This is a genomic window from Sediminibacillus massiliensis (assembly GCF_900156915.1).
GTDB lineage: Bacteria > Bacillota > Bacilli > Bacillales > Amphibacillaceae > Sediminibacillus_A > Sediminibacillus_A massiliensis.
In genome coordinates this window covers 538,601-564,589 of record NZ_LT732535.1, presented here as the reverse complement: position 1 = coordinate 564,589, position 25,989 = coordinate 538,601, and the positions used below count along the sequence as shown (strand labels likewise).

Sequence of the window (25,989 nt, the reverse complement as noted above, 5' to 3'; positions counted from 1 at the left end):
ATCTATATTATATATTGTTTGGATTAATAAAGAAACCTACAATAGTTATAAGACACCTTAATTGGAATAGAGTAAACGGGGGCGTATATAATGAGTTATAATCAGATGCCTAAGGCACAAGGTCTATACCGTCCTGAATTTGAACATGATGCATGTGGTATTGGTTTATATGCCCACATTAAAGGGTTAGCTACACATGATATTGTAAAAAAAGGTTTAGACATGTTATGCCAGCTTGACCATCGTGGAGGACAGGGAAGTGATCCTCTTACTGGAGATGGGGCTGGTTTGATGGTACAAATACCAGATAACTACTTTCGTTCGGTATGCAAAGATATGGAACTGCCTGAAACAGGACGCTATGGAGTAGGGATGGTCTTTTTTTCAAATGACGACGAAGAGAGAAAACAAATTGAAGAACAACTTAACAATTATATAGCACAAGAGGGGCAGACCCTGTTGGGCTGGAGAGATGTACCAGTAGATGTCAGAAAAATCGGAATTAAGGCACAAGAAACGTGCCCTGTTGTCCGTCAGGTATTTATCGGGGCTGGTGAAGATATAACAGACAATCTGGCTTTTGAGAGAAAACTTTATATTATAAGAAAACAGGCAGAAAACTGGGCGAAAAGCCGTTCGCTTCGTTTTTACTTTGCCAGCCTCTCAAGCAGGACCATTGTTTATAAAGGTCTGCTCACTCCTAAACAAGTGGATGAGTTTTATCTGGATTTGCAGGAGGAGACATTTGTGTCCGCTTTTTCTTTAGTGCATTCCAGATTCAGCACCAACACCTTTCCTACTTGGGAAAGGGCACATCCGAACAGGTATTTAATCCATAACGGAGAAATCAACACCATGAGAGGGAACATCAACTGGATGAGAGCACGTGAAAAACAGTTCGTATCCGAAGCTTTCGGAGAAGATCTGAACAAAGTGCTTCCTATTTTGGATGATAATGGAAGTGACTCTTCCGTATTGGATAATGCGTTGGAGTTTTTCACCCTTGCAGGAAGAAAACCTGCTCATGCAGCGATGATGCTCATTCCGGAGCCGTGGAAGAACAATCCGCACATTTCCAAAGAAAAGCGGGCCTTTTATGAGTATCACAGTACGTTGATGGAACAGTGGGACGGTCCGACTTCCATAACGTTCACTGATGGAAAGCAAATCGGGGCAATCCTTGACCGTAACGGCCTTCGTCCAGCCAGATACTATGTGACGAAAGATGATTATATTATATATTCTTCTGAAGTCGGCGTCATCGACGTTGAAGAAGAGAATGTTTTATATAAAGATCGTCTTAGTCCGGGAAAAATGTTACTTCTTGATTTGGAAGAAGGCAGGATTATTTCAGATGAAGAAATAAAAGAGGAAATGGCCAATGCTGAACCATACCAGGAATGGCTTGATAAGCAGGTTATGAAGTTTCCTGATGAATTGGATCCGGAAACTACTAAGCCAATGCCTGATTTGTACACAAGGCAGAAGGCGTTTGGTTACACTTATGAAGATATAAACAAATATATGGTGCCGGTCATAACCGAAGGAAAAGATCCGATCGGTTCCATGGGTAGCGATGTTCCTTTGGCTGTTTTATCCGACAGGCCCCAATCGTTGTTTAACTATTTCAAGCAACTGTTTGCCCAGGTAACCAACCCGCCGATAGATGCTTACCGCGAGCAAATTGTCACATCTACTATGACATGGCTTGGTGCTGAAGGAAACATTCTTCATCCGGGAGAAGAAGATTGCAAGAGAATCCAATTGGAATCTCCTGTGATTTCAAACAAGCAGTTAGATGAAATTCTCGATAATAAGTTTCTAGGATTTACAAGCAAAAAAATTGAATCACTGTTTACGGACAACTTGGAGGCTGGTTTGGACCAGGTATTCTCAGAAGCCGAACAAGCCATTTCCGATGGAGTCAATCTTCTTGTTCTGTCAGATAAAGACATGGATGAAAACAGGACTGCAATTCCTGCGCTATTAGCCGTAAGCGGTCTTCATCAACATTTGGTCAAACAAGGTAACAGAACCAAAGTCAGCATTATCATCGAGACAGGCGAAACAAGAGAAGTGCATCATTTTGCTGCATTGCTTGGATATGGAGCGGATGCCATTAACCCATACCTCGCATTGGAAACTTATAAACAAGTAATTGAAGAAGGCAACTTGAATACAACATATCAAGAAACGGTAGATAAGTATATTTCCGGCGTCACAGAAGGTGTAGTCAAGGTAATGTCGAAAATGGGTATCTCTACCATCCAAAGTTACCGTGGAGCCCAAATATTTGAAGCTGTTGGTATCGGCCAGGAAGTAATCGATAAATATTTCACCGGAACTGCGTCACAAATAGATGGTATTGGCATTGAAACGATTGCTAAAGAAGCGAAGCTCAGACATGATACAGCATACGATGAGTCCGTCGATCAATCGCTAGAGTCCGGAAGTGATTTTCAATGGCGGAAAACCGGTGAGCACCATGCTTTCAATCCAAAGACAATCCACACACTTCAGTGGGCTTGCCGCAGAAATGATTATAACCTTTTCAAGGAATACAGCAATGCTGCAAACGAAGAGAGACTTGGATTCTTGCGGAACCTTTTCTCCTTCAATAACAGCCGGAATACTGTACCAATAGAAGAGGTCGAATCTGTTGAATCTATTGTCCGTAGATTTAAAACAGGTGCAATGTCGTTCGGATCGCTAAGTAAGGAAGCACATGAAGCGTTGGCGATAGCAATGAATCGTTTAGGCGGAAAAAGCAACAGTGGAGAAGGCGGGGAAAATCCAGAACGCTTCGAAGTTGACGAGAATGGAGATACTCGTAGAAGTGCAATTAAACAAATTGCATCAGGTCGATTTGGCGTTAAAAGCCACTATTTGGTAAATGCAGAAGAACTACAGATCAAAATGGCACAAGGTGCCAAGCCTGGTGAAGGTGGTCAACTGCCTGGAAACAAAGTTTATCCTTGGGTTGCCGATGTCCGGGGTTCTACGCCTGGTGTAGGATTAATTTCACCGCCGCCTCACCATGATATTTATTCCATTGAAGACTTAGCCCAATTGATTCATGACCTGAAGAATGCAAACCGCGATGCAAGGATTAGCGTGAAATTGGTGGCGAAAGCAGGTGTTGGTACCATTGCTGCCGGTGTTGCAAAAGGAGCTGCGGATGTTATTTCTGTGGTCGGTTACGATGGAGGTACCGGTGCTTCCCCTAAAACGAGTATCAAGCATACGGGACTGCCTTGGGAACTTGGATTGGCTGAAGCCCATCAGACCTTGATGTTGAATGGTCTTAGGGACAGAGTAGTCCTCGAAACGGACGGGAAGTTGATGACCGGAAAAGATGTCGTGATGGCGGCTTTGTTAGGCGCAGAAGAGTATGGGTTTGCGACCGCTCCGCTTGTTGTCCTTGGTTGCGTAATGATGCGTGCTTGCCATTTGGACACTTGCCCAGTGGGAGTCGCCACGCAGAATCCAGAACTCCGCAAGAAATTCATGGGTGATCCTGACCATATTGTTAATTATATGCGGTTTATTGCAGAAGAAGTTAGAGAAATCATGGCTGAACTTGGATTCAGAACAGTTGATGAAATGGTTGGCCGAACAGAAGTATTAGAAGTTAGCGAGCGGTCCAAAGCTCATTGGAAGGCAAAGGACTTAGATTTGTCAAGACTGATCCACACCTTGGAGGGCGTTCGTACGGCTCAGACACCACAGGATCATAAAATTGATCGATCGCTGGATATCACAAAGATTCTTCCTGCTGTACAGCCAGCGTTGCAAAATAAACAGAAAGTCGATGTATCTTTCCCAATCAGGAACATTAACCGTGTTACAGGAACGATTGTGGGAAGTGAAGTATCCAAATTATATGGTGAAGAAGGCTTGCCTGAAGATACAATAACGCTTAGATTCCAAGGTTCTGCAGGGCAGAGTTTTGGAGCGTTTGTACCAAAAGGAATGACATTGGAATTGACCGGAGATGCGAACGATTATGTCGGAAAAGGATTATCCGGAGGTAAAATTATCGTCTCTTCGCCTCGTGAATCCACTATATTCCCAAGTAAGAATGTAATAGCCGGCAACGTGGCATTTTATGGAGCTACAGGTGGGGAAGCATATATTAACGGTTGTGCCGGAGAAAGGTTCGCCGTCCGTAACAGCGGGGCCAAAGTTGTCGTGGAAGGAATCGGCGACCATGGATGTGAATACATGACCGGCGGCCGCGTGGCGATACTCGGCGATGCAGGTAAAAACTTCGGTGCAGGTATGTCAGGTGGAATCGCATATGTTTATGCGGAAGACAAAGAAGCTTTCAAATACCTTGCCAATACTGAAATGATTGAATTCGAAGATTTACAAGATCATGAAGAAATCAATGAGTTGAAGTCGATGATACAAAATCATTATGACTATACTTCAAGCAGCAAAGCATTGGAAGTATTGAACAATTGGACTGATTCAGTCAATAAGTTCGTGAAAGTAATTCCTAAGGATTTCAAACTAATGCTCATGCAAATCGATGAGTTCAAGAAAGCCGGATTATCTGATGAAGAAGCGCAAATGAACGCTTTCAACGCTAAAAAAGAGAAAAAGGTCATCCCGGCTCAAAAGCCTCAGGAAAAGGTCGTAGTTCACTAAGAAAGGAGAGAGGAATATGGGAAAAGCAACAGGTTTTATAGAAATTAAGCGGGAAGAAGCAACGGAGCGTGACCCAAAACAACGCTTAAACGACTGGAAAGAATATGCCGCTCCTTTCTCTGATGAAGTACTGAGCAGGCAGGGAGCCAGGTGTATGGATTGCGGTACCCCATTCTGTCACATCGGTACGGAAATTAACGGATCTACTTCGGGTTGTCCGGTCTATAACTTAATTCCGGAATGGAACGATTTGGTTTACCGCGGAAAATGGAAAGAAGCGCTTGATCGTTTGATGAAGACCAATAACTTCCCTGAATTCACCGGCCGGGTTTGCCCGGCTCCGTGTGAAGGTTCTTGTACAGTGGCGATTTCTGATCCAGCCGTAACCATCAAAAATATCGAGCAGTCCATCATCGATAAGGGATTTGAAAATGGGTGGATCACTCCTAGAATTCCAGAAAGAAGGACCGGGAAAAAGGTAGCCATCATCGGTTCGGGTCCTGCAGGAATGGCGGCAGCCGATCAATTGAATCAGGCAGGTCATACCGTGACTGTGTTCGAAAAATCCGATCGGGCGGGAGGATTGTTGACATACGGCATACCCAATATGAAACTGGACAAAGAAGTCGTAGAACGGAGAGTCCGGTTGCTTGAGCAAGAGGGAATCGATTTTGTGACTAGTACCGAAATCGGTAAAGATATTACCCCATCTGAACTGAAAGAACAGTACGATTCCGTCATCATTTGTACCGGTGCCCAAAAACAACGCGATCTTCCGATTGAGGGCCGTAAATCAGAGGGCGTCCATTTTGCGATGGATTACCTGACAGTCTCAACCAAAAGCTTGTTGGATTCTGGCTTTCAAGATGGCAATTATATAGATGCCAAGGGTAAAGATGTCATCGTAATCGGCGGCGGGGATACAGGCGCTGACTGTATTGCTACTGCTCTTCGACAAGATTGCAAGAGTATCGTGCAATTTGGCAAGCATCCTCAACTTCCTTTGGCACGGACTGGTGACAATGCATGGCCGGAATTTCCGAAAGTATTCAGTGTCGAATATGCTCATAAGGAAGCGAAAGCCAAGTTTGGAGAAGATCCACGGCAATATTCCATACAAACCAAGAGATTTGTCGCTGATGAAAATGGCAAGTTGAAGGAACTTCATACTGTGCAGATGCGCAAAGTGACTGATGAAAACGGTATGTTTGTATATGAAGAAGTGCCAGGTACTGAAAAAGTATGGCCTGCCCAACTTGTATTAATTGCCATCGGATTCGAAGGTCCTGAACAGCCTTTATTGGAGACTTTCGGGGTAGACACAGACAAGCGCAGAGTAAAAGCTGCTTACGGAGACTTCTCCACTAATATAGAAGGTGTTTTTGCTGCTGGTGATGCCAGGAGAGGACAAAGTCTAATCGTGTGGGCAATAAATGAAGGAAGAGAAGTAGCATACAAAGTAGATCAATTTCTTATGGGCAAATCTAGTCTGCCAACAGTTGAAGCTATGTAAACGAAAAGGAGGCCAAAATCCACTTGGATATTGGCCTCTTTCTTTTATAATGAAATGACTTTAGGATTTTCACCTTGAATCCCTTTTTCAAGGATTTCAATGACGGTAAGCACTTGTTCATCGGTAATTTGTTTTTCTTCCCCCTCGACAATCACTTCATAGAGGTGATCATAAACTCTTCCGTAATCTCCATTAGGTGTTTCAATCGGAAGGCCGCCATCCTTCTGGTCAGCTGTATAAACCACTCCATAATTCTCTATCGGGTCCACACCAAACCCTTCAACAGAAGGTGACAGTCCTGCTTTTAGGTGTTCTTCCTGTTTATCGATACCATGTTTTACATAACTGCCACCTGTTCCATGCAGGATGAATTTGGGATAAGGTTTGCTAACAAGGTGGCTTGTTTTCAGTATTGCTTTGAAATTCCCATAAAACAACTCAACATGATAATAATCTTCTGGATTGTTTTTATTCCGGAGAGAGCGCAGGTCATAATATAATTTCTCCGGTTTTCCGAACAAAGATATCACTTGGTCCAATAAATGAACTCCCAGACCGTAAAACGCACCCTCATAAAAATCACCTGGTGAATGGGATTTGTCCGGCCTGTAATAATCGAAATGAGATTCTAATTCGATAGGTTCTCCTATGTATCCACGTTCCAATACTTTTTTCAAAGATAAGAAATCACTGTCAAATCTCCTATTTTGAAAGGGCATGATCGTTAATCCTTTTTCATTTGCTAACTCAAACAGTTGTCTGGCTTCTTCAGTCGTATTCGCAAACGGTTTTTCCACGACAACATGTTTATTGTTTTCCAGACAAAGTTTCGCCAGTGAGAAATGCGTCGAAGGAGGCGTGCAGATAGAAACTAGATTAATTGTTTCATCAGTTAAAATGTCATCAAGTTGCTGCGTGAATTCTATCCGATGACTTTCATAGGCTGACTCCAATTCAGGCTTTTTGGAACGGCTGTAAATCTTTTTTACATTCACGGTTTCTTTTCTTAATAAAAGATAAGGAAGATGATACCTTGTTGTACTTTTCCCGAACCCGATTAAACCAATATTCAACATCCTAAAATCCCCTCCTGGAAATTATTAACGAATGACTTCATTGTAACATAACTTAATCCAGGACCTCAGGAATATAAAACTCTTAGAATAACACCAATGATAGAAGAATATATCCAAAACAGGGGGTGGAATGGTGAGCTATAACAAATTTATTATACTGGTTGGTCTGACTGCGTTAACCATAGTGACTGTGGTGTTAATCTGGCAAATATCCGTAAAGATAGAAGATGATAAGACGAAAGATCAGCAAGTCTCATTTCAAGGAGCGTTAATCAATAGCAAAAACCTGTTCACTTCTGATCATTTTTTTATTAAACAATAACACAATGGGAACATCTTAACATTTAAAAAGCTTCCGTATTGAGGATCATCCACAAACACAGAAAACGAGTACAAAAGCCGAATTACATGCTAAGTGATTTGCTGGGACAGTGAAAAAAAGATCGGTTATTGGCCATTGCCTTGCCTTACTTCATGGGAAGGTTTTTTCTTTTGCTGCAGAAAGTATTTTTGAAAATGTCCTCTTACAATTTCTGTTAATATTTTGATTATTTGTGGTACATAAAATATACAGTTTATGAATTTTAAAAGCTATGAAGCCAGCTCTCGTTACAGGAGGTGTAAGTTAAGATGCCAACTTGTCAAAATTGCGGAGAGAAGTGGACTTGGAAGCAAACAATAAAAACAATCCTTAAATTGAACTGTCCATATTGTGGCAGAAGACAATATGAATCTGCATCATCAAGACGAAGAAGTGGTTTATTTGCACTTATTCCATTGGTGCTGCTACCATTCAATGCTTGGTTGGATTTCTCAATAGGCAATGCTTTGATTCTGCCCATTGTTATTGCTTTCCTGATACTTGTTGTATATCCATTTATTTTGAAGTTATCCAACGAAGAGGAACCTTTTTGGTAAAACTTCCTTATCCCTCCACGTCTTGTTCACTTGTTAAAATCAATTCCATAATAAAATATTTTGGGTTTTTTGGTTGTTTTATTGAATGATTTAGTAATAAAATAGATTTTACAGACTATTTTGAATAACACTTTGGCATAATTAGTAGAGGATGTTTAAGGTGAATAAAAGATCAAGGAGCTATTGTCATGGAAGAAATTAGGGTAGAACAAAGTCAATCACTAAAACCAAAACCACAAGGAGACCAATTGGAATTCGGCAGGGTGTTCACAGATCACATGTTTATCATGGATTATACTATGGGAAAGGGTTGGCATGATCCGCGCATCGTCCCTTATCAGCCATTGGTACTGGACCCGGCTGCCATCGTGTTCCATTACGGCCAAACGGTTTTTGAGGGACTGAAAGCATATGAAACACCGGATGGAAAGGTGAGGATGTTCCGTCCAGAGAAGAATATGCAAAGATTGAACAGGTCAAATGATCGTCTGTGCATACCGGCTATTGACGAGGAATTAGCACTAACCGCTGTAAAAAAGTTGATTTCCATCGATAAGGAATGGGTTCCAAATGCCGAGGGGACTTCTCTATACATAAGACCATTTGTTATCTCTATAGAACCATATCTCGGGGTTGCCCCTTCTAAGAGATATCAATTTATCGTTATTCTGTCTCCGGTCGGCGCTTATTATAAGGAAGGTATCAATCCGGTGAAAATAGCAGTCGAAAACGAGTATGTCAGGGCTGTTGCAGGAGGTACGGGTGAAGCGAAGACAGCAGGCAATTATGCATCCAGTTTAAAAGCGCAAGAACTGGTGTCCGGCCAAGGCTATGCACAGGTATTATGGCTGGATGGTGTCAAAAAGAAATACATTGAAGAAGTAGGTAGTATGAATGTATTTTTCAAAATAAATGGGGAAATAGTAACACCTGAATTGAATGGGAGTATTTTGGAAGGTGTGACGCGGAACTCGGTCATTCATTTATTGAAATATTGGGATTATCCGGTAACTGAACGAAGAATTTCGATGGAGGAAATATTCCAGGCGTATAAAGACGGTCAGCTTGAAGAAGCATTCGGCTCCGGTACTGCGGCGGTAATTTCCCCTATTGGTGAACTATCATGGGGAGAAGCAAAACTGGTTATCAACAACGGAGAAACAGGGCAAATATCAAAAAAACTATATGATACACTAACAAATATACAGACCGGCAAAACTGATGATCCTTTTAATTGGACAGTGGAGGTAGAATAAGCAAAAAACGAGCATTTTGACATGCTCGTTTTTTGCTTGAATTCTGCATAGCCCGCTTTGGAAATTGAACTTACTTACTACAAGAAATGAAAGGAATGGAAGTGTTGCTGTGAAACTAAGTATTTTGGATCAAGCACCGGTTTTGATTGACCAAAAATCTGACCAAGCTTTGAGTGCTTCATTGCAATTGGCGAAAGCCGGGGACGAGTTGGGTTATGAAAGGTACTGGATTGCTGAACATCATGACATGGACCACTTAGCTTGCTCCGCACCTGAAGTGATGCTGAGCTATATTGGAAGCCAGACCAATAGGATCAGACTCGGTTCAGGTGCTACATTGCTGCCGCATTATAAACCTTATAAGGTGGCGGAACTATATCATATGTTGTCTACATTGTTCCCTGGAAGAATTGATCTAGGTATTGGAAGAGCCCCTGGAGGGTCACCGGAATCCTCGATTGCGCTATCCGGAAATTTTCTCGAACAAGTAAGACAGTTTCCTGATGATGTCGGAAAGCTGTTGCATTTCATCTACCAGGACTTTCCTGAAGATGATTTTTTCAAAAAAGTTAAAGCTTCCCCGCTTCCTCCAACTTCACCAGTGCCTTGGCTGCTGGGAACGAGTGAGAAAAGTGCTGTGTTGGCTGCTGAAAATGGTATGCGTTATGTTTTTGGACAGTTCATGAGTGAACTAGGTTCTGACAAAGCATTATCGCTTTACAAATCCCATTTTCATAAAAAAAGGGAAGAAGATTCTCCAGAGACCATAGTGACGGTGGAGGTAATCTGTGCGGAAACGGACGAAAAGGCAGAAACATTAGCTGCCCAGTCTTATAAATGGAGAAACAAGGAAGATAGTTCAGATTCCCCATCACCACCAAACATGATCAAAGGTTCTCCTGAGTCCGTCACTGGGCAACTAAAAAACTTGTCAGAAACCTCAGGTGCGGATGAAATAATGATTCTGACCATAACACCGACATATGAATCCAGACTAGAGTCATACCGGCTGATCGCAAAACATGCTCTTCAATGACAAGAGCATGTTTTAATTTGCACATACATATGTTAAAAATTTTCATAATATATGCCGTGATATAACTGAAAGTGTTACTACCTTCGATACTGATTAGATAGAAGTCGCTTTCCATGAGCGTATGGTTCCCATAGAGTCTGCGTGTTCTGACCTAGCTGTTAGGGATGCTCTTCATTTTGGATAAAAGACTCAACTGGTATTTCCTCTTATTAAAACAGAATGCCATTCAAAGCTGCGGAAAAATGCGTGACTCCTTGAAAATAAAGGTCGATTTTCTTCGTGCGGTGTAAATTCAAGTAGGTCATTTCAAACTCCTATGGGAAAGGAACAGTCGGAAGACCCCACAACCGGTGCTTTTCCGGCGAGAAGGCTCTCTCTAAAGTAATTTTCACTATGTAGTAATTCCACTTGATTATCACTTTTAATGTAACAGAACGGAGCTATTGGTAAAATTTTGCCATTATAAAAATATAATTACTTACCATTATAAGAAGTAGCCTCAGGCTTAAATTAAGGGTTTACTCCCTTGAAGGAGTGTAATGGCAAGTGGCAAAAAAAATGCATAAAGGATTAGCCATCCTAGCTATCAGTTCAATACCCCTCATAATGACGCTGGGTAATTCGATGTTGATCCCTATCCTTCCGCAAATGGAAAAGGAGCTGGGAGTAAGTGCGTTCAGAGTCAGCCTTACCATAACTATTTTCTCGATTGCCGCAGCAATAGCTATACCCGTTCTTGGTTATTTATCAGATCGTTTTTCAAGGAAGGCAATCATTGTGCCGGCGCTGACCATTTATGGACTTGGAGGTTTGCTTGCAGGTGTTGCGAGTGCCTGGTTGGATAATGCCTACTTATGGGTAATTGTCGGGAGGGCTTTACAAGGTATTGGTGCTGCAGGAACCGCACCTATCGCAATGGCTTTAACAGGCGACTTATTCAAGGGAGCCGAGCAAAGCAAAGTGCTGGGACTTGTGGAAGCTTCAAATGGGTTCGGTAAAGTGCTGTCCCCCATAGTCGGTTCACTGCTTGCTCTGATTGTTTGGTATGGACCTTTTTTCGGCTTTCCTATCTTTTGTGTCATATCGATTTTATTGACTATATTCTTAGTGAAGGAAAAAAAGAAGAAGCAACAACCTCCGTCATTGGGCAATTATCTGAAAGGTTTGTTTACGGTATTTAAACATGAAGGCCGCTGGCTGTTTACAGCCTATTTAGCTGGAGCTACAGGGCTGTTTACGCTATTTGGCATTCTATTTTACTTATCCGATGTGCTTGAGACAGAGTACAATATCAACGGGGTGCTGAAAGGTTGCGTTTTGGCGATTCCGCTATTATTTATGATGACCACTTCCTTTACAACCGGCAGTAAAATAGGGAAGAACCACCATATGATGAAAATGCTGATTGTATTTGGTTTGATCATGATGACAGCCTCTTTTGCTTCACTGGTATTTTTTACAAGACTTGTACCTTTCATTTCCGTATTAGTAGTTAGCAGTATCGGAACAGGTCTTGTGCTTCCATGTTTAAATAGCTTTATAACTGGTTCTGTCGGAAAAGCGAGAAGAGGTTTTGTCACGTCCCTGTATGGTTCGGTCCGCTTCCTCGGAGTGGCCGCTGGTCCGCCGGTTTACGGTTGGTTGATGAACTGGTCCAGAACCGGAATGTTTTTAAGCACTGCAGCTTTGACCCTTTTAGTTGGTTTGTTATGTTTATTGCTGATCCATGTCAAAAAGAAAAAAGACGACGAACAAGATGATACCACGCATACTTTATTCAAAAAGCTACAACTTACAACCGAATAAACAGAGGTGATGAATATGCAAATTTACTTTTCCCCGGAATTTTTAAAGGAAAATGCTCAAGTTCTGAATATAGTGGATGACAAAAATAAAGCAGTTGGTTATATGGCGTTTTTGATGGAGTCTGATAAGATGTATGTGTATGGCCAGCTTGCCGAAGAAGGAGTCAAAGAAGACTTCAAGGACTTGGTCAAACCATATCTGGAAGGGTTGACTAAACTCAAACCAAATCTCGACGTACTGTCTTACCTGACAATAGGAGGACAGAAGGTCGAGTTGGAGAACGAAGAAGAAAGTTAATATCAAAGAAACAACCGCCTTTCATATGCAGGAAGGCGGTTTAGTTTTTTGCTTTAGCTCCATTCACTTTTTTAATCGGAAGTAGGACAAGTGGATGGCAATCAGGCCCAAGAACAGAACAATTTGATTATTTCTTACGGCGAAGAAATATAGGTTGAAACAAGGCGGGGACATGCCATTTATAGACTAAATCAACTTGTTTAGTGGAAATCCATTGGCAGACAATTGCCTGGATCACGATTTTCCAGTCGATGATTGAAGCAGTCAAAAGAAAAATCGATCCGTTCAACAACAGCAACGGTCTGCCGGGAGGTGTGTTTCTATATTTTGCAACGATCAACGCAATCACTCCCATACCGCCGTTTGAAACATTTTCCCTTAAGAGAAGCCCTATACCCATACCAAGTACAATCGATCCGAGCAAAAGGTCGATCCATGTGTTGATAGAAAGCATGAAAGTATCAGAGCTGAATAAGTGGACTCCTAGAGACGTTATGGTAATTGCGTACATCGTACCAAGCGCACTTCCATTTCCAAGCCAATGGATAGCTGCAACCAACAGGGAAAAATTAACAATCCAGAGTGCTACGCTTAGTGGAATGTTGAACCAATAGTTGAGTAGTACTGCTATTCCGGCCGCCCCGCCAGAGGGAATGGAATGAGGAAATAAGAACACTGCCATCGCCAAGCCTTGAATTAATGCTCCCATTGTAATCCAACAGTAGGACGTCAAATATTGGTGCAAAATTATTTTTTTCCTTCTATATCGTTTAAATAGAAAATTTGATTGAGCATTTTCAAACTCCTTTGCATGAAAAAATAATACCGCTTTGAGTATGGGAGTATATTAAAGCTTGTCTTTTTATGTTTATTCTCACCAAAGGTGATTATGAATGCTCGGTATATAATAACTCAGTTCCTGTCTTTTTCATTCGTCCATACAGGAGGCCCTGCCATACCTTACAGGTTTATTAAAATTATTTTGAAAAGACTTTCAAGCAGAAAATCAGCCTGTCAAGACTCTGGCAGACAGCTTAATTTCTGAATAGGCAAGGCAACAAGATGGAAAGGTGAAGTCTTCTGTTGCGGGGACAAAAAAACGAAGCTGCAACCAGCCTCGTTCTTATTACAGATTCGTATTGTATTGGAATTTATCAGTGTCGAACAATTCTTTGTATAGTCCAGGTATTTCTTTAGCTGTTTTAATGGAAGTCTTGATATCCTTACTTTTTCTGTTGAAATCCTCTTGTATTTTTTGTTGATTGGCGGAGAGTTGATTGGATTGTTCGCTTATTTTGTTCAAGTCCGCTTGAACAGGTTCCATTGAGCTTGACATCTCCTTGATTGCTCCCTGAATTCCCTTTCTAGCTTTATTACCGATAACAACTGCGATTACCAATGCTGTAACTGCAATGCCTAAACTGATATAAACAATGATCATTATTCGATTCTCCTTCCTTGGTTTATATAGAGTACATACCCGGACAATGGTGAATAATAACAAGGCCAGACCAAAAATGGAAAAACAAGGTTGACTGAAAGGGATGGAAAAGAAATGAGGTGCCATGATGACTGTTTTTCGACTAGGTTATGTAGCTATGAGTAAACACGTGAAAAATAGTTCACCTTCACAAACGGTGACGTATAAAAATTTCAGCCATTATGCTGATCAGGAGGCTGCCAAAAACAAACTTATAACGATAGCAAATTCCAATATAGAAAACAGCATTAGGCTGCTGAAACACAATAAAGCTTCTGGAATATTCTTTTTCCGTTTGAGCTCAAGACTTGTTCCGTTGGCTACTCATGAAGAATTGAATGATTGGAATTATATGAAAGGTATCAAAGCTAAATTGGAAGAGTTGGGGGACTTTGCCATAAACAACGAGATGAGGGTCGACTTTCACCCAGACCATTTTGTTGTACTAAATTCGGATCGGGAAGAAATATTGAAAAATTCCGTAACTGTCTTGCAGTATCATTACAAACTGCTTACAGGCATGGGATTTGACACAAAACACCGATGTGTTTTACATGTCGGAGGTACTTACGGGGACAAAGAGCGCTCATTGGAAAGGTTCATAGAAAATTGGGCAAGGTTGTCTGTTCGACTGCAGCAAATGATTATGCTTGAAAATGACGATAAATCTTATAATGCAGGCGATGTCCTTTTCCTTTGTGAAAAGCTTGGTATTCCTATGGTTTTTGACCTCCATCATCACCAGGCCAATCACACCCAACCAAATTGGCTTGATTCATACTGGGAGAGAATCGTCGATACCTGGAGGTCGTCTGATTTGCCGGTGAAAATGCATATTTCCAGCCCGAAGAGCGACAAACAATTCAGGCACCATGCAGATTATATAGATATGAAGACGTTTGTGGAGTTTGCAAGCAATGTGGATGGTTCCGTAGATCAAGTGGACTGTATGATAGAAGCCAAACAAAAAGATGAGGCACTGTTCAAACTTGTCGAAGAGTTAAAATCCCTATCACACCTTGAGTGGATAAACGACAGTACATTCAGATTCCTCCGTTAGATTTTTGAAATTTCAGAAAAAAGAAGGTATTTCCGTTCATAATGTCGAAATCAAGATTAGGCCACTTATCTATAATCAAATGTAAAGGAGTAGCTGCTTTGTTTAAACCTTATCGAACAGAACCCTTTTTTGATGAAATGCTGGATGCCTACGGAAAGCCAAGAGGACATTACGACAATTTTTATAATATACTCCGACAATTTTCCGATGGGGAATTAAAACGGAAACATGAAACAGCCCAACACTCCTTTTTGAGACAAGGGATTACTTTTACGGTTTATAACGAAAATGTTGGTACAGAACGAACCATGCCTTTTGATTTCATTCCAATTATAATACCACGAGAAGACTGGAATAAGATTTCAAAAGGAATGATTCAGAGAACAGACGCGCTTAACCTGTTTCTAGAAGATATTTATCATGATCGAAATATAGTAAATGACGGAATTGTGCCTAGGGAATTAGTGGAAAACAATCCATATTATTATCATCAGGTCCAAGGGTTGAATATTCCGTTAAGAAATCATATATTTCTCGCCGGTATTGATTTAATCAAAGATGAAACGGGGGAATACCGCGTGTTGGAAGATAATTTGCGCAACCCTTCCGGCATGTCATATGTATATCAAAACAGATTTGTAATGAGGCAAGTTTATCCGGAACTCTTTTCCAATCATTCTATCGAGACGCTCGAACCGCAGCTATCCCACTTACATGAAGCAGTACTGGATCACGTACCATCTACATTCGCAAAAGGTTCTCCCACTGCCGTACTGCTGACACCTGGAAGATATAATTCGGCTTATTATGATCATGTGTTCCTTGCACAGCAAATGGGGATTCAATTAGTCGAAGGAAGAGATTTGCTTGTGAAAGACGACAAAGTATTTATGAAAACAATCCGGGGTTTGATGCGTGTCGATATTATCTACCGCAGAATAGACGATGACTTTCTGGACCCGGTCGAATTCCGTCCAGACACCACTCTAGGCGTTCCTGGTTTGATGAGAGCTTACCGCAACGGAAATGTGGCAATTGTAAACGGGGTAGGCAATGGGGTTGCCGATGACAAAGCCATCTATTCATATGTCCCGGATCTCATCCGTTATTATTTGAATGAAGAACCGATCATCTCCAATGTAGAGACTTATAGATTGCAAGACCCGGATAAAAGAAGCTGGGTTCTTGAAAGACTAGATAAGCTGGTGATAAAAAACGTCGGTGCTTCTGGTGGATACGATATGCTTATAGGCCCTCATGCCAGTGAACAGGAAATCGAATTTTTCCGGGACAAGATCATTAACGAGCCACACCAGTATATTGCTCAGCCGACGATAAAGTTATCAAGGGCGCCTGCTTTCCAGAATGAACGTTTTTATCCATGTCATGTAGACCTCAGGGTATTTGTAATGAGAGGAAGAAAGACCAATGTGCTTCCCGGCGGGCTATCCAGAGTTGCATTGAAAGAAGGATCGCTGGTAGTCAATTCTTCTCAAGGTGGCGGAGGCAAAGACACCTGGGTGATTAAAGAGGGGGTGCATGCCGATGCTTAGCAGGGTTGCCGACTCTTTATACTGGATGAGCCGCAATATTGAGCGGGCCGAAAACAATGCACGGATTCTTAGTGTCCATTTAATCCAAGTATTAGAAGCGTCCGAACAAATAAATCCCGCTGATAATGATTGGGATTTATTACTGGAAATTTGTGCATCTAAAGCAGATTTTTATTCCCGATATGCAAAAGTGGAAGTCAGTGATAGGGAAATCATCGATTATTTAACATTTTCAAAGGAAAATACAAACTCCATCTTTAACTGTATTAAGCTTGCAAGGGAAAATGCCCGGATGACAAGAGATCACCTGCCTGATGATTTATGGGAAATTTGGAATAATTTTTATCTTAAAATCATGAATATGCAAACGGAGGAACTATCAAGGGAAAGCCTGCAAGCTTTATTGCAAGAAATAAAATTTGCGGCATTGACAGCACAAGGAGCAGTCGAAGCTTCTATGGGAAGAAGCGGGGCAGCGTACAAATTCATTAAAATCGGCAAATGGCTGGAAAGGGCGGAAAAGTGTGCAAGAATCCTGAATGTTTCTTGCAATAAAGGTGAAGACGGTTTTGCCACGCCAAAAGGCAATTATTATTGGAGGTCTGCTCTTCAGCTAGCTAATGGATATAATGCATATTTAAAACAATACCCACCGATTATGAATCCGAAAAATGTACTATCTTTCCTGATGACGGACCGGAGTTTTCCACGGTCGATCGGTTACTGTATCGACCACGTGAGGGAAGCCGTCTATAATATGGAGGATGGAAAGGTCTCTCATTACTCCCGAAATCTTTATTTGTCTCTTGAATCACTAATCAAGGATTTCAATGAAGTGAAAATAAAAGAGGTAAATTTGAACGAGCTAAGTCAATTTTTAGATAACTTCCAAAATCAGTGCAATAAAATTGGCAAAATTTTCTCGGAAACATATTATTTAATTGAACCCACACATAAATTTGAAAAAGAGCATCTCTTTGTTCAACATCAACAAGGGAATATGGAGAGTAGATCGTTCATGAAATACGAGATAGAACATATCAATACCTTTGACTATGACACCGCGGTCAACCAAAGCATGAATACAATCAGGTTGAAACCGCGCACGGATGAATGCCAGCGTTTGCTTTCTTATCGCACAGAAATCAATCCTTCCTCTCTTACTAAAGAACACGTGGATTTATGGGGGAACCATGTAGAAACATTTTTCATCCCTGAACAACATAATCATTTAGTGGTGAAGTCGACGTCGATTGTGAGCATTCAGCGGAGTCCTTTCATCCATCGAATCGAGTTTTCGCCGGAAATGAGTGCGATTTTTCACTCTGAATTGTTTCGACACCATTATCTGTCCTTTTTGAATGAAACGGAATACACCTACCTGGCTCCCTCACAGCTAGAATCGGTTGTAGAAGAAATAGGCGAAATGAAAAATCCGATCACTTTTTCTCTGGACGTCATGAGATACTTGCATGATAATTTTCTTTACAATGGAGAAGCCACACATGTAGAAACAAAGGCACAGGAATCGTTCAGCTTAAAAAAAGGTGTTTGCCAGGACCTGACTCACGTGATGATAGGCATACTTCGGGAAAATGGCATTCCGGCCAGGTATGTCAGCGGTTATCTATATGTAGGGGAAAATTCTGCCTTGATCGGGGATTCTGCGACACATGCATGGGTAGAAGTAATGGTTCCGGGAATCGGATGGGTAGGATTGGATCCGACCAATAATGTAGAGGCTTTGGAAAACCATATAAGAGTAGGTACGGGGAGAGATTATGCAGATGTTAGTCCTTTGCAAGGAGTATACAGAGGCGGTGGCCACAGCTTGGATGTCCGTGTATCGGTGAAATTGTTGGACCAATAAAATAAATTGGTTATACTGGAGAATGAAGATGACTCAGCAGAGTTTATCTTATTATTATCAAAGGAGAACTAACGATGTTGACAGTCAAGATGAAAGTTCAAACTGCATATCATGGAGAACTGTTAAGGGAAGGAAAAGAATACGAGGTAGATGATTCGACTGCACAACGGTGGCATTCCAGCAATATAGCAGCAATCATAGAGGAAGAACAAAGTGAGGAAAAGAACAGGAAATAATTAATCAATACATTATTGACAATTCTGAAAATTAGGCACATAATGTCATTATTATATTATTGATATAGTCGGAGAATGTTCGAGGCTAAGTTTTGGTTCTTAGTCTTACCTCTAATCTCAATATTTTCGCATGCCATCCATATGTGGATATAAACACGGATATGGCTCTTTCTGTCTACTACCTAACAGGACAGAAGGAGTCTTTTTCATAGAAAGGAAGATAGGCACCTATGGCCAGAAAAACAGTTGTAGTGAAAATCGGCAGTAGCTCATTGACCGAAGGGAACGGAAGACTGAGCTTGGCAAAACTTGAGGGTTATGTTTCAGCCATCGCTGAATTAAAGAAGCAGGGCCATGAAGTCATCCTTATTTCTTCAGGTGCAGTTTCAGCAGGTTTTCCTAATTTGGGATATACGAACAGGCCTGTTACAATCTCAGGAAAACAAGCAGCCGCCGCAGTAGGGCAAGGTTTATTGATCCAAGCCTATACGAATGCTTTTATGCAAGAGGGAATTACGGCTGCCCAACTGTTACTGACAAGAGATGATTTTGGCCACAAAGAGAAATATACAAATGTATACAACACTTTAAAAGAACTTCTCAAAAAATCTGTCATCCCGATCATCAATGAAAATGACACGGTGTCCATAGAAGAACTGACTTTCGGTGACAACGATATGTTATCGGCTCTTGTCAGCGGTCTTGTCAATGCGGACCATTTATTACTGCTGACAGATGTAAACGGGTTGTACAAGGGAAATCCTGTCGACAACCCGGAAGCAGAGCGAATTGACTATCTACCTGAAATTACGGGTGAATATCTGTCGTTTGCGGAAGATCAATCCAGTTCAAAAGTAGGCACTGGGGGAATGAAATCCAAATTGTTCGCTGCCAAGACAGCATTATCTTTGGGAGTGTCGGTATTCATCGGAAAGGGAGCGGATTCTTTAACCGAAGTGCTGACAGGGAATGGAGATGGAACGTATATTGGTCAAAAACCTCTCCACAATATGAAAAAAAATAAACAATGGATTGCTCTGCACTCGAATGTGCATGGAAGTATAACGATTGATAGAGGGGCTGAAACTGCTCTTATCAGGAATGGGAAAAGTCTTCTTCCTGCTGGCATAAAGGAGCTCGAAGGGGATTTTCTTTCCGGGCAAGTAGTAGAAATCCTGAACCAGGATGGTAAGGTGATCGGTAGAGGAGAAGTCGGCTACAGTTCACAGGTGTTGCGGAATATTAAAGGTTTGAATAGTTGGGAAATAGCTGACAAAACGTTAGAACTTAAACCAGGTGAAGCTGTTCACCGCGACAAGTTGTATCTCTTTCCAAAAAAAGAACAGCTGAAAATATAAAAGAATTCAGGGCACATTTTATTACAAAGTGGTAGAAGGTGGATTTCCCGACAGCTAAAATCGATATAATATCCTTATGAAAGCTTTAAACGAAATGAGAGGGGTTGTATCGTATGAACGGACCACTTATCGATAACTGGATAAAAGAAATCCCTAAAGTTGACCTTCACTTACACTTGGACGGAAGCCTGAATCCAAAAACCGTACTGGAATTAGCTGAAATATCCGGAATACCACTTCCTGCTACTACCGAGGATCGACTCCGTCCCTATCTGCAAATTGATGAGGATTGCAACAGTCTTAGACAATACTTAACCAGATTTGAGATCGTTTTGCCGCTTTTGCAAACAAAGTATGCTTTGGAACGGGCAGCCTACGAAATGGTAGCGCAAGTGTCAGTCCAAAACTGCATATATATAGAAGTTAGATTCGGTCCGCAACTGCATCGGGAAAAAGGTTTATCTCTCCCTGAAATTTTGGAAGCTGTCCTCATGGGTCTTAAAAGAGGGGAAGCGGAATTTGGAGTGACAACCGGGTTAATCGCATGCTGTTTGAGACATCATGATAAAAACGCTAATCTAGATGTGATCGATGCTTCTAAAGTCTATATAGGTAAAGGCTTAGCAGGCGTTGATTTAGCAGGAGATGAAGCATCTTTCCCGCCGCTTCTTTTTAAGCAAATATTTCTAAAGGCAGAACAGTGTGGTCTTCCCATCACAATTCATGCAGGGGAAGCTGGTGGCGCCGATAATATTTATCATTCTGTCCATGCGCTGCATGCAAACAGGATTGGACATGGTATCCGTCTCCGTGAAGATGACAGCCTTTTAAATTTGATGAGAGAAAAACAAATTCCATTGGAAATGTGTCCAGTAAGCAATATTCAAACAAAAACATGTGCAGGTTGGAAAGACTATCCTGTGAGGGACTATTTTGACTATGGTTTGCCTGTTACAATAAATACGGATAATTTGACTGTATCTAATACAACTATTTCACGGGAATACCAGATTCTACATGAAAAGTATGGATTCGATAAGGATGAAATGGTTCAATTGGTGCTTAATGGAATCAATGCCGCCTTTGTAGACAAGGAACAAAAAGCTTTATTGGTTAATAGATTTTTAGAAACAGCTAAGAACATCAACATGAACGAATCCCTTTAACACTCACTAAAGAGATTCGCCTCTTGCGAAATCTTCCTCTGTTTGTGATCTCAGACTTGTCTTTTCGAAAAGCCCGGTGTTAAAGCCTATTCATGTTATTATACACTCAATAAAATTCCAAGCAGACGAATTCGGAGGAGAATTATCATGGAAAAACAATTGGTAGCAATCGACTTGGATGGTACACTTTTGAATTCTCAAGGCCAAATCAGCAAAGAGAACATAAAAGCGATTCGCGAAGCTCAGTCAGTAGGTATCGAAGTCGTTATCGCTACAGGAAGAGGCCAGTTCGATGTACGCCATCTGTTCAAGGGATCCGGAATACAAACGTGGATCATTGGTGCCAATGGTGCTACAGTCCATAAACCTAGTGGTGAATTGTTTCATTCTGTAGCATTGGAAAAAGAGTCGGCTGTTTCGATTATCGAGTGGCTGGAGAAACAAGAATATTATTATGAAGTATTCAGTGACGATCAAATATACACCCCCTTAAACGGCAAACAAATTATCGATATTGAAATTGACAGAATCCACAGTGCCAACCCGGATGCTGACATTGATCGGTTGAAAGAATCTGCAAGGCTGCAATTCGGTCAATTTGGTTTTTCTATTATTCCCAGTGTTAAAATATTAGAGGGATCGGACGTGAATATTTACAATATACTTGCATTTTCTTTTGATAAAAGTAAATTGGCTGCAGGAATTGAAAGGTTTAAAAACCGGAAAGACATCACATTGGTCAGTTCCGGCGAACACAATTTTGAACTGGAAGATATAAATGCTTCCAAAGGTATAGCGCTGAACATAGTGGCGGAAGAAATCGGTGTGAAGAATAACAACATCATAGCTATAGGTGACAGTCAAAATGATCTTTCTATGTTTGAAGAAGCCGGTTTGAGTTTTGCCATGAATAATGCTGGACAATTTATGAAAAATGCAGCAGACGAAATAACACTTTCAAATGATGAAAATGGGGTTGCTATGGTGCTGCGCCAATTGATGAAAACCAGACAATCTAACACTTAAATCAACTCTCCTTTTTCAACAAGTTTGCATAAACATGGATAATCTGCTATAATGCAGTCGTTGTTTATAATTAACGTTTTTTAATAATTATTATTATATAATATATAACAGGGAGATTGAGAATGCAGAATAAACACTTGGTATTCGTGTATGGTACATTACGTCAACATGAGCCTAATCATCATTTCCTAAAGGATAGTAATAGCATTTCCAAGCAAAGTTGGACATATGGAAAGCTATTTGATACAGGGAATGGTTATCCTGTATTGATAGCTGGAGGAGAAAGCAGTGTTTATGGTGAAGTTTATGAAGTAACCGATGAGACTTTGAAAAGATTGGATGAACTGGAAGGTTACGAGGGATCCGGAAGAGAGAAACAATGTGAGAGAGTTATCAGGGAAGTACAATCAGACAAAGGGATGCTGATGGCAAATGTCTATTTTTCGAATTTAATTGAGAATACTCATGAAGAAGTGCCATCCGGTGACTGGAAATGTCACAAGCATCTTGATTCAGATGAAATTCTTTATTTCGCTTATGGTTCCTGCATGGATAGTGAACGATTTACAATTGCGGGTGTGGATCGTTATTTCGCAGATATTGTCGGTTGTGGCAAAGCCAAAAACTTCACGCTTGCCTATTCAAGAGCAGCAGAAGACGGCGGAAGGGCGGACATGATAGAATCTGAAGGGTATGTCGAAGGAAAAGTTTATCAATTGAAAAAAGAAGCTTTGGATTATTTGTTCGTAAGAGAAGGTGTAGCCGGAAAACATTATCGTCCGGCTCTCATCGATGTGGAAATTGACGGAACGTTCTTTAAGAATGTCCTTACATTTCTGGTGATTGATAAGGTTGAGGAAGTTGCTCCTCCAATCCATTATGCCACGGAAATATTGCGCGGTGCCCAGGGATTTGTCAGCAACGAATACTTTAACAAATTAGAGCGGCATTTATTGACAAAGTTTAATATTTCAATAGTGGATGATAGGGACGAAGCGGTCATATCTTAAAATTACTGGATACTTTTCCTTCCATAAACAAAAATAAAATGAATTTCCCATACTGTTAATTTTAACATCCGCGAGATAAATTTTTGTGGATCGAATCCATTTGATGCTTCGAGTAGTAGTCGAAAGCATATAACCTGAACCTGTCAGAGAGAGAGAAAAGGAAGGGTGTGTGACTATGAAATTTAGAATGAATGGTTCATTTGCTTATGGCTTAATTGTGTTAGGTGCAGCTTTTTGGGGAGTTACTGGATTATTTGTACAAAGTTTATATGGGTTCGGTTTTTCTCCGTGGGAAGTGGTTGCTGTCAGGCTTGCAGTTTCCAGTATTCTTTTATTCATTTTATTGCTTACGTTTGCAAGACCATATTTGAGAATTAAAAGTAAACATCTGCCTTACTTTTTTGGACTGGGCGTTTTTAGTATTGCTCTATTCAATTGGTGTTATTTTGCCGTGATGGAGCGGGCATCTTTATCCATTGCAGTCATCTTTGTTTATACTTCCCCGATATTTGCCGCAGTTATTGCAAGGTTATATTATCAAGAGACTATTACAGTCCGTAAAAGCTCGGCTATTATATTGACAATTATTGGATGTGGGTTTGTAATTGGTTTTTTTCCAATCGGGAATGTAAACATTTCAGTGATCACTCTGTTGTTAGGGATTTTCTCAGGAGTATTTTGTTCTCTTTATAGCATTATCGGAAAGCATGTCAGCAGACTCTACCATCCTCTTACTGTGACTTTTTATTCTATGCTGTGCGGAAGCTTGCTCACAGTGCCGACTAGTTCGGTATGGGAAAATAGAGCTGCTTTTCTTCAAACTGAAGTCTGGATGAATATATTGGGAATTTCCATTATTTCAACTATATTGGCCTATATATTGTACACTGCTGGTTTGAAAAGCGTTGAATCGAGTAAAGCGGCCATTTTATCAGCATTCGAACTAATCGTCTCTGTATTTATCGGTGTTGTACTTTTTGGCGATTTATTAAATGGATGGCAATGGTTCGGTTTCCTTCTAGTAATCTGTTCCTTGTTTTTAACAGTTTATAATAGAAAAGCAGGAAAAAGAGATACACGATTGGGGTATCGGAAAAAGCAAAAAGCATATTATTAAGGGCAGTTGTATATACAGCTGCCTTTTTTTATAAAATATAGACGAAATTTTAAGAAAATAATGATATCTTATTTTACATTTCATATGTTTATGATAGTATGAGTCTAACCATTTTTTCAGCAGGAAGGAAAATCTGAATGAGCACAAAAATGAGAACGATTGATATTAAAGATATTATCATTGCACACCAAGCCTTAAAAGATGTGGTCTTTAAGACACCGCTGCAAAAAGACCAAATTTTATCAGAGCGTTATCAATGTAACGTGTTTCTTAAGCGAGAAGACTTACAGGTGGTTCGGTCATTTAAAATCAGAGGTGCTTACAATCTAATGCAAAGCCTCACGAAAGAGGAACTAAAAAACGGGGTTGTATGCGCAAGTGCCGGGAACCATGCTCAGGGTGTGGCATATTCCTGTAAAGCTTTAGGTGTCAAAGGGAAAATATTCATGCCAAGTACCACACCGAGACAAAAAGTTAAAAAAGTAGAATTTTTTGGTGGTTCCTCAGTAGATATTGTGCTAAATGGAGACACTTTTGATGATTCTTATCACGAAGCAGTCGCTTACTGTGATGAACACAAAATGTCTTTTATCCATCCATTCGATGATTACCGCACAATTGCTGGACAAGGCACGATCGGTTTGGAAGTACTAGAAAGCATTGAAGAACCTATATCTCACATTTTCATGGGAATTGGTGGAGGCGGACTTGTTTCTGGCGTCGGTTCGTACATAAAAAACATCAGTCCTTCGACAAAAGTAGTTGGTGTAGAACCTGAAGGAGCGCCTGGCATGAGTAAATCTCTGTCAGAGAACAAAGTGGTTACGCTTGATAAAATCGACAAGTTTGTCGATGGAGCAAGTGTGAAGCAAGTGGGTAAGCTTACTTTCGATATCAGCAAAGAGATTATCGACGACATCGTATTAGTTCCTGAAGGGAAAATCAGTACAACAATAGTAGACTTGTATAATGAAAATGCTATTGTCGCTGAACCTGCAGGAGCATTGCCGGTTTCTGCACTTGATTATTACAAAGATCAGATTAAGGGAAAAAATATTGTCTGTATTATCAGCGGGGGTAATAATGATATAGACAGGATGCAGGAAATAAAAGAAAGATCTTTGATCTATGAGGGATACAAGCATTATTTTATCGTCAATTTCCCACAAAGAGCGGGTGCATTAAGAGAATTCATGCATGACGTCTTAGGTGAAACCGATGATATCACCAGGTTCGAATATACAAAGAAAAATAACCGGGATAAAGGACCGGTATTGGTGGGAATAGAATTAAAGAACAAAAGTGATTATGAGCCGTTAATCAACCGAATGAATAAAAAAGGATTTTCATACATCGAAATTAACAAGGATCAAGATTTATTCAATTTATTAATTTGATAGGAATTTTCAGGGGCTTTCAGTAGAAGGTCCTTTTCTTGGAACAGAATGTTTTAACAAAACTATGTTCTAAATAAACATTTAAATGTTTTAAATTTCGCCCCATACAACAGCATAACTCGAATAAACACACGACCAATCCAGCAAGACAAGAACAAACA

21 protein-coding genes are annotated in these 25,989 nt (G+C 40.7%); 18 read left to right on the top strand and 3 right to left on the bottom strand.

Features of this window, described 5'->3' with window-relative positions; translation table 11 throughout:
• Nucleotides 1-90 precede the first annotated feature (90 nt).
• Complete coding sequence (gene gltB, locus CZ434_RS03570) at nucleotides 91-4,653, top strand: glutamate synthase large subunit (RefSeq protein ID WP_077621836.1); 4,563 nt, start codon at nucleotides 91-93, stop codon at nucleotides 4,651-4,653.
• 16 nt (nucleotides 4,654-4,669) lie between these two features.
• Complete coding sequence (gene gltD / locus CZ434_RS03565; protein WP_077621835.1) at nucleotides 4,670-6,166, top strand: glutamate synthase small subunit; 1,497 nt, start codon at nucleotides 4,670-4,672, stop codon at nucleotides 6,164-6,166.
• Between the two features lie 44 nt (nucleotides 6,167-6,210).
• Here the strand turns inward: gltD and CZ434_RS03560 are convergent, their stop codons facing one another.
• A complete protein-coding gene (locus CZ434_RS03560; protein ID WP_077621834.1) occupies nucleotides 6,211-7,242 on the bottom strand; it encodes an oxidoreductase in 1,032 nt (343 codons plus the stop codon).
• 133 nt (nucleotides 7,243-7,375) lie between these two features.
• Here CZ434_RS03560 and CZ434_RS03555 point away from each other — a divergent pair, with 133 nt between their 5' ends.
• The 6 genes from CZ434_RS03555 (at nucleotide 7,376) to CZ434_RS03530 (ending at nucleotide 12,555) form a co-directional block, all read left to right on the top strand.
• Nucleotides 7,376-7,564 (top strand): hypothetical protein, encoded by a 189-nt coding sequence (locus CZ434_RS03555; protein ID WP_077621833.1) that lies wholly within the window; start codon nucleotides 7,376-7,378, stop codon nucleotides 7,562-7,564.
• A 308-nt stretch (nucleotides 7,565-7,872) separates the two neighbouring features.
• Entirely contained in the window at nucleotides 7,873-8,160 is a 288-nt protein-coding gene (locus CZ434_RS03550) for a TIGR04104 family putative zinc finger protein (protein WP_077621832.1), read from the top strand.
• A gap of 188 nt (nucleotides 8,161-8,348) precedes the next feature.
• Nucleotides 8,349-9,416 carry a branched-chain amino acid aminotransferase gene (locus CZ434_RS03545; protein WP_077621831.1) on the top strand — a complete coding sequence of 356 codons (1,068 nt, stop codon included), beginning with the start codon at nucleotides 8,349-8,351 and terminating at the stop codon, nucleotides 9,414-9,416.
• 109 nt (nucleotides 9,417-9,525) lie between these two features.
• Nucleotides 9,526-10,452, top strand: coding sequence for an LLM class flavin-dependent oxidoreductase (locus tag CZ434_RS03540; RefSeq protein ID WP_077621830.1), 927 nt, complete (start codon nucleotides 9,526-9,528; stop codon nucleotides 10,450-10,452).
• Nucleotides 10,453-11,010: 558 nt separating this feature from the next.
• Nucleotides 11,011-12,258 (top strand): MFS transporter, encoded by a 1,248-nt coding sequence (locus CZ434_RS03535; protein ID WP_245831049.1) that lies wholly within the window; start codon nucleotides 11,011-11,013, stop codon nucleotides 12,256-12,258.
• 15 nt (nucleotides 12,259-12,273) lie between these two features.
• Nucleotides 12,274-12,555, top strand: coding sequence for a hypothetical protein (locus CZ434_RS03530; protein ID WP_077621828.1), 282 nt, complete (start codon nucleotides 12,274-12,276; stop codon nucleotides 12,553-12,555).
• A 127-nt stretch (nucleotides 12,556-12,682) separates the two neighbouring features.
• Here CZ434_RS03530 and CZ434_RS03525 read toward each other — a convergent pair whose 3' ends face one another.
• Both CZ434_RS03525 and CZ434_RS03520 read right to left on the bottom strand, forming a co-directional pair.
• Nucleotides 12,683-13,288, bottom strand: a complete 606-nt coding sequence (locus CZ434_RS03525) for a YitT family protein (RefSeq protein ID WP_342745725.1) — start codon at nucleotides 13,286-13,288, stop codon at nucleotides 12,683-12,685.
• 393 nt (nucleotides 13,289-13,681) lie between these two features.
• Nucleotides 13,682-13,996, bottom strand: coding sequence for a DUF948 domain-containing protein (locus tag CZ434_RS03520; protein WP_179107161.1), 315 nt, complete (start codon nucleotides 13,994-13,996; stop codon nucleotides 13,682-13,684).
• Between the two features lie 127 nt (nucleotides 13,997-14,123).
• On the opposite strand from CZ434_RS03520, the gene uvsE reads away from it, so the two are divergent.
• From uvsE to ilvA, 10 genes are all read left to right on the top strand, one after another.
• A complete protein-coding gene (gene uvsE / locus CZ434_RS03515) occupies nucleotides 14,124-15,095 on the top strand; it encodes a UV DNA damage repair endonuclease UvsE (protein WP_179107160.1) in 972 nt (323 codons plus the stop codon).
• A 98-nt stretch (nucleotides 15,096-15,193) separates the two neighbouring features.
• Nucleotides 15,194-16,648 carry a circularly permuted type 2 ATP-grasp protein gene (locus tag CZ434_RS03510; RefSeq protein WP_179107159.1) on the top strand — a complete coding sequence of 485 codons (1,455 nt, stop codon included), beginning with the start codon at nucleotides 15,194-15,196 and terminating at the stop codon, nucleotides 16,646-16,648.
• On the top strand, nucleotides 16,641-18,518 hold the full coding sequence (locus tag CZ434_RS03505; RefSeq protein ID WP_077621824.1) for an alpha-E domain-containing protein: 1,878 nt from the start codon (nucleotides 16,641-16,643) through the stop codon (nucleotides 18,516-18,518). Before CZ434_RS03510 ends, CZ434_RS03505 begins: the two co-directional genes overlap by 8 nt.
• 74 nt (nucleotides 18,519-18,592) lie before the next feature.
• Nucleotides 18,593-18,754, top strand: coding sequence for a hypothetical protein (locus CZ434_RS21920; protein WP_179107158.1), 162 nt, complete (start codon nucleotides 18,593-18,595; stop codon nucleotides 18,752-18,754).
• A gap of 230 nt (nucleotides 18,755-18,984) precedes the next feature.
• Nucleotides 18,985-20,112, top strand: a complete 1,128-nt coding sequence (gene proB, locus CZ434_RS03500; protein ID WP_077621823.1) for a glutamate 5-kinase — start codon at nucleotides 18,985-18,987, stop codon at nucleotides 20,110-20,112.
• 113 nt (nucleotides 20,113-20,225) lie between these two features.
• Entirely contained in the window at nucleotides 20,226-21,278 is a 1,053-nt protein-coding gene (gene add / locus CZ434_RS03495; RefSeq protein ID WP_077621822.1) for an adenosine deaminase, read from the top strand.
• A 147-nt stretch (nucleotides 21,279-21,425) separates the two neighbouring features.
• Nucleotides 21,426-22,304 (top strand): Cof-type HAD-IIB family hydrolase, encoded by an 879-nt coding sequence (locus tag CZ434_RS03490; protein ID WP_077621821.1) that lies wholly within the window; start codon nucleotides 21,426-21,428, stop codon nucleotides 22,302-22,304.
• 122 nt (nucleotides 22,305-22,426) lie between these two features.
• Nucleotides 22,427-23,314: a gamma-glutamylcyclotransferase family protein gene (locus CZ434_RS03485; RefSeq protein WP_077621820.1), complete on the top strand. Its 888-nt coding sequence runs from the start codon at nucleotides 22,427-22,429 to the stop codon at nucleotides 23,312-23,314.
• A gap of 175 nt (nucleotides 23,315-23,489) precedes the next feature.
• Nucleotides 23,490-24,431, top strand: a complete 942-nt coding sequence (locus tag CZ434_RS03480) for a DMT family transporter (protein WP_077621819.1) — start codon at nucleotides 23,490-23,492, stop codon at nucleotides 24,429-24,431.
• A gap of 137 nt (nucleotides 24,432-24,568) precedes the next feature.
• On the top strand, nucleotides 24,569-25,828 hold the full coding sequence (gene ilvA, locus CZ434_RS03475; protein WP_077621818.1) for a threonine ammonia-lyase IlvA: 1,260 nt from the start codon (nucleotides 24,569-24,571) through the stop codon (nucleotides 25,826-25,828).
• The last annotated feature ends 161 nt before the right edge of the window (nucleotides 25,829-25,989 follow it).

Bases quoted from the DNA above. Each gene is read 5' to 3' on its own strand.
- gltB (WP_077621836.1), top strand. From the start codon at position 91: ATGAGTTATAATCAGATGCCTAAGGCACAAGGTCTATACCGTCCTGAA.
- gltD (WP_077621835.1), top strand. From the start codon at position 4,670: ATGGGAAAAGCAACAGGTTTTATAGAAATTAAGCGGGAAGAAGCAACG.
- CZ434_RS03560 (WP_077621834.1), bottom strand. From the start codon at position 7,242: ATGTTGAATATTGGTTTAATCGGGTTCGGGAAAAGTACAACAAGGTAT.
- CZ434_RS03550 (WP_077621832.1), top strand. From the start codon at position 7,873: ATGCCAACTTGTCAAAATTGCGGAGAGAAGTGGACTTGGAAGCAAACA.
- CZ434_RS03545 (WP_077621831.1), top strand. From the start codon at position 8,349: ATGGAAGAAATTAGGGTAGAACAAAGTCAATCACTAAAACCAAAACCA.
- CZ434_RS03535 (WP_245831049.1), top strand. From the start codon at position 11,011: ATGCATAAAGGATTAGCCATCCTAGCTATCAGTTCAATACCCCTCATA.
- CZ434_RS03530 (WP_077621828.1), top strand. From the start codon at position 12,274: ATGCAAATTTACTTTTCCCCGGAATTTTTAAAGGAAAATGCTCAAGTT.
- CZ434_RS03520 (WP_179107161.1), bottom strand. From the start codon at position 13,996: ATGATCATTGTTTATATCAGTTTAGGCATTGCAGTTACAGCATTGGTA.
- uvsE (WP_179107160.1), top strand. From the start codon at position 14,124: ATGACTGTTTTTCGACTAGGTTATGTAGCTATGAGTAAACACGTGAAA.
- CZ434_RS03505 (WP_077621824.1), top strand. From the start codon at position 16,641: ATGCTTAGCAGGGTTGCCGACTCTTTATACTGGATGAGCCGCAATATT.
- CZ434_RS21920 (WP_179107158.1), top strand. From the start codon at position 18,593: ATGTTGACAGTCAAGATGAAAGTTCAAACTGCATATCATGGAGAACTG.
- proB (WP_077621823.1), top strand. From the start codon at position 18,985: ATGGCCAGAAAAACAGTTGTAGTGAAAATCGGCAGTAGCTCATTGACC.
- add (WP_077621822.1), top strand. From the start codon at position 20,226: ATGAACGGACCACTTATCGATAACTGGATAAAAGAAATCCCTAAAGTT.
- CZ434_RS03490 (WP_077621821.1), top strand. From the start codon at position 21,426: ATGGAAAAACAATTGGTAGCAATCGACTTGGATGGTACACTTTTGAAT.
- CZ434_RS03485 (WP_077621820.1), top strand. From the start codon at position 22,427: ATGCAGAATAAACACTTGGTATTCGTGTATGGTACATTACGTCAACAT.
- CZ434_RS03480 (WP_077621819.1), top strand. From the start codon at position 23,490: ATGAAATTTAGAATGAATGGTTCATTTGCTTATGGCTTAATTGTGTTA.
- ilvA (WP_077621818.1), top strand. From the start codon at position 24,569: ATGAGCACAAAAATGAGAACGATTGATATTAAAGATATTATCATTGCA.